This window comes from Kitasatospora sp. NPDC059160, from assembly GCF_042755465.1.
Taxonomy (GTDB): domain Bacteria; phylum Actinomycetota; class Actinomycetes; order Streptomycetales; family Streptomycetaceae; genus Kitasatospora.
Map to the genome: position 1 here is coordinate 1 of NZ_JBHZCN010000191.1, position 8,738 is coordinate 8,738.

General features: G+C 70.1%; 1 protein-coding gene and 1 pseudogene. One reads left to right on the forward strand and one right to left on the reverse strand.

The window, feature by feature from the left end; translation table 11 throughout:
* A pseudogene (locus ACFXOZ_RS41230) lies at nucleotides 1-2,768 on the reverse strand (hypothetical protein); the annotation flags it as partial.
* 427 nt (nucleotides 2,769-3,195) lie between these two features.
* Here ACFXOZ_RS41230 and ACFXOZ_RS41235 point away from each other — a divergent pair.
* Nucleotides 3,196-8,738, forward strand: a 5,543-nt coding sequence (locus ACFXOZ_RS41235) for a hypothetical protein (RefSeq protein WP_380595190.1), incomplete at its 3' end; no start/stop codon positions are given.

Consider the following 8,738-nt stretch of genomic DNA (forward strand, 5'->3'; position numbering starts at 1 on the left):
CGCAGGGTGGTGGACCAGTCGGTGGCGTTGTAGCCGGTGGTGGTCAGCCAGGAGCAGTCCTCGGTGGCGGTCTTGGCGCACTTGGGCTTGGCGAGCGGGACGGGCTTGTCGATCCGGCCGTAGACGCCGGTGTTGCCCGGGTTCGGGTAGACCCAGAGTTCGCCCGCGCCGGGTGCGTGGGCGATCACGTCGTCGATGTTGTTGCCGCCGGTGAGGGTGCCGCGGTGGGTCAGCTGGATGCCGTTCCACCCCTTGCCGCCGGGCGCCTCCGCCGGGATGGAGACGGCCGAGACGGACGGGCTCTTGGCGTTCGGGTTGCCCGGCGGGTTGTACGCCCGCAGGTAGCCGGCCTGGTCGGGCGCGAGGATGTCGGGCGCGCCGTCACCGGTGACGTCACCGAAGACCGGCGGCGGGCCGTCCGGGTTCCACGGCACGTAGAAGGAGTACTGGGCGACCGGGGAGACGTTGCGGGCGTTGTCCATCACCTGCAGGTACAGGATGTTGGTGCCCCAGCGGCCGGGGGTGACCGGGATCCCGCCCTGCGGCATCGAACCGCCGCACGACCAGCCGACGTTGGCGAGCTGAGGGTCCCAGCCCCAGCGGGCGCAGACCACGCCCGAGGCGTTGCCGCCCGGCGCCGGGTCGGTGGCGGTGAAGGGGACGAGGCCCTGCTCGCCGACGTGCTTCTTGGTGACCTGGCCGTTGCCGGACGGCGGGAACCTGTCCGCGAGGTCGGCGGCCGGCAGGACGGTGTTGGCGTCCGGGACGGTGAGGGTCGGCGGGGTCAGGTCGACGCCGAACCGGCACATCGGGGTCGAGGCGGACATCTGGACCAGCTTGTCGGTGGCCATGGTGCCCCAGCCGTAGACGTGGCCCTCCTTGATCACGCCCGGCTTCACCTGGAAGACCGCGTTCCCGCCGTTGGCCACCTCGGGGGTGTAGCCGGAGTCGACGTCGGCGCTCAGGTCCGCGTAGTCCCAGATGTGGGTCCAGGCGAACAGCGAGCTCTGCGCGTTGCTGCTGACCGTCCCGTTGAGGGTGACGGACCCGTTGAAGCCGGATCCGGAGTTGATCCACCCGATCGACTGGCCGTCACAGCCCTGGTTCTCGGCCCACGGCACGGCCGTCGAGGGGGCCGGCCAGGCGTACGGGTTGGTCGGGGTGTTGGGCACCCGGTCGTACTCGACCACGACGGCCGGGTTGTAGGTCATGCGCTTGAACGCCGCCGCGTTGGACTCGTTGCGGGCGAACAGGCCGAAGGTGAGGTTGTCGTGGCTGGGGGCGTACTGGCGGTAGACGCCGGTGACGTCGTAGTCGAACTGGGTGGTGCCGCCGCAGCCGTTCTGCCCCGCGCCGCCGACGTCCGCCGAGCCGACTCCGGTCACCACGCCGGGGGAGTTGCTCCAGGTGGTGTTGTTGTCGATGGCACCGGTGAGGTTCAGGTCGACGGTGTACTTGTTGGTGCAGGAGAAGTCGGAGGACTTGGCCTCGAAGAACGACATCGTCGCCTTGTTGATGACGATGTCGTTGTACCAGCGGGTGTCGAACTGGAAGTAGGAGCGTTCGACGCCCTTGGAGGTGCGGTAGCCCTGGTAGCCGACGCCGGGCTGGGCGTACTGGTCGCCGGAGTTGGCGACGGTGCGGCCGAGGTTGTTGGTGCCGGGGTAGGCGGACTGGGTCCAGGTCCAGTTGCTGGCCTCGCGGCGGTCGTAGATCCAGCCGGGGTCGATGAACCAGGGGCCCTGGCCCTTGCCGAGGACGGTGTCGTCGGTGGTGAGCTCGACGGCGTCGGGGGTGGCGGTGGTCGGCATGGTGGCGACCTTGGCGGCGGCGCCGGGGGCGTCGGCGGTGCTCTTCTGCTCGGGGGCGTCAGCACCGGCCGGGGTCTGGTCGTCGCGTTGGGCGGCGGCGGCCTTGCCCTTGGGGGCGTTCGGGGTGGTGCTGGTGGTGCTGTCCCACATCTGGGGGGTGGCGGCGTGCCAGCGGACCTTGCCGTCCTTGGTGGTGGCGGTGAGGTTGCCGGCGTCGTCGGCCTTGACGGTGACGCCCTTGGCCTTGGTGGGGAAGCGGACCTTCTTGAGGGCCGGGTTCTTGGCGGCTTCGGCGGTCTTGACGACGAGGACGGTGGAGAGGCCGCCGAGTTTGGAGGCGGTGACGCGCAGGTCGATGCCGGGGGCGACCTCGGGGTAGAGGAGGGCCTCGCCCTGGGGGTCGAGGGTGGGCTTGGTCAGCGGGAAGGGCGAGTCGATGGTGAGGGACTCGCCGTCGGGGCTGGTGAGCGTGCCGAGGGGTCCGTCCGCGCCGCCGGAGAGGTGGACGTCGGCGACGGCGGTCCTGGGTCGGTAGCCGCCGTGGTCGTCGGGGACGAGGGTGGCGTCGAGGGTGGCCCAGGTGTTGTCGTGCTTCACGCGTTGGGGTTCGGCGTGCTGGGTGCGGGAGAGGTGGCCGGTGGGGGTGGCGACGGTTTCGCTGTACTCGTCGGTCAGTTCCGGTACGGGGACGGGTTTGCCGGTGCGTTTGGCTTCGGCGATGGCCTTGTCGGAGGCGAGTGGGGGCTTCTGGCCGGCGAACTTGGCGTCGCCGGCGGCTATCCGGTCGGCCAGGTCCTTGGGGATCGCGCCCGGGGTCCGGTCGGTGGAGGCCGCGGGGGTGGCGGGGGTGTCGGCGGCGAAGGCCAGTGGCGCGATCGGCCCGACGGAGGTCAGTGCGAGTACGAGGGCGACCGCGACGGCGTGGGAACGCCGGGGCGGATGCCCGGTTCTGCGCATGCCGGGGGAAGCTCCGGAGGGAGCGCGCATGGTGAAGCCCCTTCGTGGATAGGCGTGAATGCCCGGCCGTGAATGACGGTCGGGCCATGATGGTTCGTAGAGGTCCCCAGCAAGCTGCCGCATTGGTGATTCAACGTCAATTGCCTTTCTGTGGTGGATGTCCGGTTTGACGGACCGTCCGCCGATTTCGTTCAACTGTGACGTGAATCACAACCTCAGGAGATCCTCAAGCCGCTCGACCGCTGGATTGTTAGCCCCCTACCCTCCAGCGAGACCTGTCCGCGTCAAGTCGCGACGCGGACCTCTCAAAGGGGTGGAGATGTCCTCTTTTCCCGAACTACCACCTGGTGCCACCGGGTGGGAAGAATCGCCTTCGAGGTGGCGTAGATCCCGATTGGCGGTCGTCGGTTCATTCGCGGTTCTGACCGTGCTCGCGGCGCCGCTCGGCACCGCGGTAGCGGCCCCCGGGGGCGGCGGCGCGGACAAGGGCCGGATCTGGTCGCCGCCCGGCACACCGCTGCCGAAGACGGCCTCGGTGCACGGTGCGGCGGACAAGGCGAAGTCGACCACGCCGCCGACCGGTTCGCCGGACTGGGTGCCGCCGAAGTCCCTGCCGCAGCCGAAGTCCGGTACCGCGGACGTCGCGCTGGACGGCAACGCCGGCGCGGCCAAGCAGGCGGGCGACCTCCCGGTCTGGCTGGCACCGGCGGCGGGCGGTGCCGCGCCCGCTCCTGTGCGGGTGAAGGTCGCCGCGCCGTCCGTGGAGTCCGCGAAGGGCGTGCAGGGCGTGCAGGGCACCGTCGTCACGCTGGCGCGCGACGGGGCTGCGGAGGCCGGCAAGGTCCAGGTCGGGCTCGACCTCGCCGCGATGGGCGCCAGTGGTGACCTCGCCCACCGGGCGCGGCTGGTGGCGTTGCCGGAGTGCGCGCTGACCGCCCCGGACGCCGACGGCTGCCAGGTGCGGACGCCGGTGGCCTCGCACTACGACGAGAAGGCGAAGCGGCTGGTCGCGGACGTCGACCTGCCGGCGGTCGGGGGGAAGGCGAAGGGCGTGCGGGCGGAGTCCGCAGCCGCGGCCGAAGCACCCGCCGCCGCAGGGCAGGTACTGCTCGCACTGGACGCCGCACCCTCCAGCGGCACCGGCACCTACAGCGCCACTCCGCTGGCCTCGAGCCAGAGTTGGACCTCGGGCAGTGCGTCGGGCTCCTTCACCTACAGCTACCCGATCGCGGTGCCGTCGTCCCTGGGTGGTGGTGCCCCCACGCTGGCGCTCGGCTACGACTCGGCGTCGGTGGACGGGAAGACGGCGTCGACGAACGCCCAGGCCTCCTGGATCGGCGACGGCTGGGACCTGAGCGCGGGGTTCGTCGAGCGCGGCTACCGGGGCTGTGACAAGGCGGGCATTCCGGGTTCGGGCGATCAGTGCTGGGGTGGTCCGAACCTGACGTTGTCGTTGGGTGGTCACTCGGGTGAGCTGGTGCCGGAGGACTCGTCGTGTGTCGCCGGGTCGGCGGCGGACGAGCAGTCGCGGTGCAAGTGGCGGCTCAAGGGTGATGACGGGACGAAGGTCGAGTTCCTGACGGGTGCCAACAACGGCACCTGGAACGGTTCCTATCTGAAGGTGACGGACACCTCGGGGACGGTGTACTACTTCGGGCTCAACCAGCTTCCGGCGGCCGATGGTTCGCCGAGCAAGGCGGGTCCGGAGAGCAAGTCGGCGTGGACGGTTCCGGTGTACTCCCCGAACCCGGGCGACCCGTGCTACGACGGGTCGAAGGGCAAGGGTTCGTGGTGCCAGAGCGCGTGGCGTTGGAACCTCGACTACGTGGTCGACGCGCACGGGAATCTGACCACGTACGCGTACACGCCCGAGACCAACTGGTATGCGCGCGGTGGTGCGCAGAACGCGGGTAAGGGTACGAACACCGCGTACACGCGTGGCGGGGTGCTGGCCGCGATCACCTACGGGCAGTTGCTGTCGGACCAGTTGGGTGCGGGCGGCTCCTATCAGTCCGCGGCGCGGGTCGACTTCGACTCGGGTGAGCGGTGCGTGTCGGACGCGGCGGCGTGCGATCCGGCGCAGCGTACGGCGGCGAACGCGGCCAACTGGCCGGACGTGCCGATGGACAAGCAGTGCCAGGACAGTGGTGCCTGCACCAACTACGGTCCCACGTACTGGTCGACGAAGTGGCTGAACGGGATCACGACCTCGATCCGCTCCGGCGGTTCGTACCGTCCGGTGGACCGTTACGACTTCACCCACGTGTTCAAGACGCCGCAGAACGCGACGGAGAACGCGCCGATCGCCTGGCTGCAGTCGGTCAAGCGCACCGGAAAGGACACTGCCAACGGGCAGGCCGAGCAGGTGCTTCCGGCGGTGACCTTCGCGGACCTGCTGCTGCCCAACCGGGTGGACGGCCTGGTGCCGGCGCGTCCGCGCTACAACCGGCCGCGCATGGCGGTGATCACCACGGAGACCGGTGGCAGCATCGTCGTCTCGTACAAGCAGGAGCAGTGCTCGCGCACGGCGGGGCGGATGCCCGCCTCGGCCGACGGTGACACCCTGCCCTGCTTCAACGTGAAGTGGTTCGACACGCAGGTGCAGTCCACGGTGGACGACTGGTTCCTGCGCTACCCGGTCGACACGGTGACCGTGGACCCGAACGGCAACCTGGTCTCCGGCTCGGTCCCGATGACCACCTCCTACGCCTATGGCCCGGCGGCCTGGCACCGCAACGACAGCCCGCTGGTCGAGTCCGACTACCGGACCTGGGACCAGTTCCGCGGCTTCGCGAGCGTGACCGCGGTGACGGGCTCGGGCAAGGACGGGCCGCAGACCAAGTCGACGACCAGCTACTACCAGGGCATGGACGGCGACCTCAAGGCCGACGGCAAGCCCAAGGGCGCCTCCGTCGCCGGCGTGAAGAGCGGCGGCCGGCCCGACTCCGACTGGATGTCCGGGCAGATCCTGGAGACGGACACCTACGCGGACGCCTCGGCCGACGCGGGCTCGCCGGTGTCGTACACCGTCAACTCCTATGAGAACCCGGCGGTGACGGCCACCCACAAGCGCGCCGGCCTGCCGGACCTGGTCGCCCGCTACGGCGCCACCAAGGTGACCACCGCGGTGACCACTGCGACCACCACCGGCACCCGCACCACCACGACGGTGTCGAACACGGACGCCGGGAACAACAACCGGGTCACCACCTCGCTGAGCACCGCCGACGGCACCCCGGACCTCTGCACCCGCTACCGCTACGCGGGCGGCCCGAACGCCCAGATGACCGGCCTGGTCTCCGAGCAGTTCGTCATCTCGGGCGCCAACGCCTGCACCGCGGACGCGAACGCGTCCAACACGGTCTCCGACACGCGCGCCCTCTACGACGGCCAGGGCTTCGGCAGCGCCGGCGCCAAGGCCGAGGTGACGGGCAAGCAGGTACTGAACGGCTACGACGCCAACGGCGCCGCGCAGTTCGTCACCACCGCGACCAGCACGTACGACCAGTACGGCCGGGTCACCTCGGTGACGGACCCGACGGTCACGGACAGCGCCAACCCGAACGGCGCGGTCACCACCACGGCGTACAGCTCGGCGAACCCGGGTGAGCTGCCGAACAAGGTGGTCACCGGGACCCCGGCCCCGGCCGGCGCGCCGGACGCGGGCACCCCCCGCACCAGCACCGTCACGCTCAACCCCGCCCGAGGCCTGGCGCTCACCTCGACGGACCCCAACGGCCGGAGCACGACCAAGACGTACGACGGTCTCGGACGGGTGAAGGCGGTCTGGTCCCCGGGGCAGGACACCGGCGGCAACGCGAACGCGACCTTCGACTACGCCCTCAACGGCACCTCGGGGCCGTCCACCGTGACGACGAACTCGCTGCGTCCCGGCGGCAAGGCGTACGGGAAGTCCGTGCAGATCGTCGACGGCCTGGGACGCACCGTGCAGACCCAGGGGGACCCGGCGATCTCCGCCTACCAGGGCCGGATCATCGCGGACACGTTCTACGACTCCCAGGGGCGGGTGGGCCGCGCCTACAACGCCTACTACGAGGACACCAACAAGCCGAACACGACCCGGTGGATCCCGGACGGCGCGATGGTCCCGAACCAGAGCGTGGTGCAGTTCGACGGTCTGGGCCGGGTGGTGAACTCGCAGTTCGTGGCGCTGGGCAAGCCGCAGACCACGACGACGACGGCCTACCCCGGCGCTGACCGGGTGGACGTCACGCCGCCGGCCGGAGCCACGCCCACCAGCACGGTCACCGACGCCCGCGGGCGCAAGACGCAGGTGTGGCAGTACAAGACGGCCGCGGCGACCGGCAACCAGGCCGACGCGGACGTCACCGGCTACACGTACACGCCGGGTGGCCAGGCGGCGACCCGGACGGACTCGGCCGGGAACACCTGGAGCTACACGTACGACCAGCGCGGTCGTCAGGTGAAGGCCGATGACCCGGACACGGGTGTGTCGACCCGGACCTACGACGGTGCGGGACAGTTGGCGTCGACGACGGACGCCCGCGGTCAGACGGTCGCGATCACGTACGACCTGCTGGGTCGTAAGACCGGGACGTTCAACGGTTCGGTCGCTCCGGCGAACCAGCTGACCGGTTTCGTCTACGACACCGTGGCGAAGGGGCAGTTGAGCTCCTCGACCCGGTACGTCGGTGGGGCGGGTGGTTCGGCGTACACCAAGTCGGTCGGTGAGTACGACGCGGCGTACCGGGCGACGAAGACCTCGGTCTCCCTCCCGGGTGCCGAGATCGGTCAGACCGGGCAGGTGAGCTTCGACTACTCGGCCGCCTACAACCCGGTGAGTGGTTCGCTGGTGTCGGAGACGCGTGCCGCGGCCGGTGATCTGGCGCAGGAGGCGGTGAACTACAACTACGAGGAGTTCGGGCAGCTCAACGATATGAGCGGCGCCGGGTACACCTACCTCCGGCAGGCGGACTGGGACGCTTACGGGCGCAACATCCGTGACACGATGAACCCTTGGGGGACCCAGGTCGTCTCGACGAACACCTACGACGAGTCGACCGGACGCCTGCTGACGCAGTACGTGGACAAGCAGACGGCCACCACGGGTACGGTCCAGAACACGACCTACGCCTACAATCCGGCCGGTCGGGTCACGGCGGTGCGCACGATTCCGGACAACAGTCCGGACCGGACGGACCTGCAGTGCTTCACCTACGACTACCTGGGGCGTCTCACGACCGCGTGGTCGGACACCGGGCGGCTCAACCAGCCCACCCCGTCCCTCGCCGGGCAGGGCGCCTGCGCCAACGCGACGCCCACCAGCGGGGCTTCGACGGCGGGTACCACCACCGTCGGCGGCAGTGCGCCGTACTGGCAGGACTACACCTACGACGCGGTCGGCAACCGGACCAAGCTGGTCATGCACAACCCGACCGGCGACCAGTCCAAGGACCTGACCATCGACCAGTCCTTCCCGGCGGCGGGCTCGCGCAACACGCCGACCACGGCGGCGGGCACGGGCGGCGGCACCGGCGGCTCGCACGTACCTACCGCGGTGAAGTCGACGTTCCCGAACAACGGCAGCACGCCGGGGAGTTACCAGTACGACGCGGCGGGGAACACGACGAAGATCGCCAACCCGGGCGCGAACAAGACCATGGGCGCGGGCTTCGTGCTCAACCCGGGCGAGTCGGTGCGCTCCAGCAGCGTGCAGCTCACCATGCAGTCGGACGGCAACCTGGTGCTGACCTCGCTGCGGACCGGCCTGGTGGTGTGGTCGACGAACACGGCCAACCACCCGGGTGCGTGGGCGACGATGCAGGACGACGGCAACTTCGTGGTCTACGACCCGCAGCGGGTTCCGTTGTGGTCCTCGCAGTCGTGGGTCGGGCCGAACAGCAAGTACTTCGCGGTCGTCCAGGACGACGGCAAGTTCATGGTGTACGCGCCGGGCTGGGCCCCGAAGTGGGACTCCCACACCTGGAA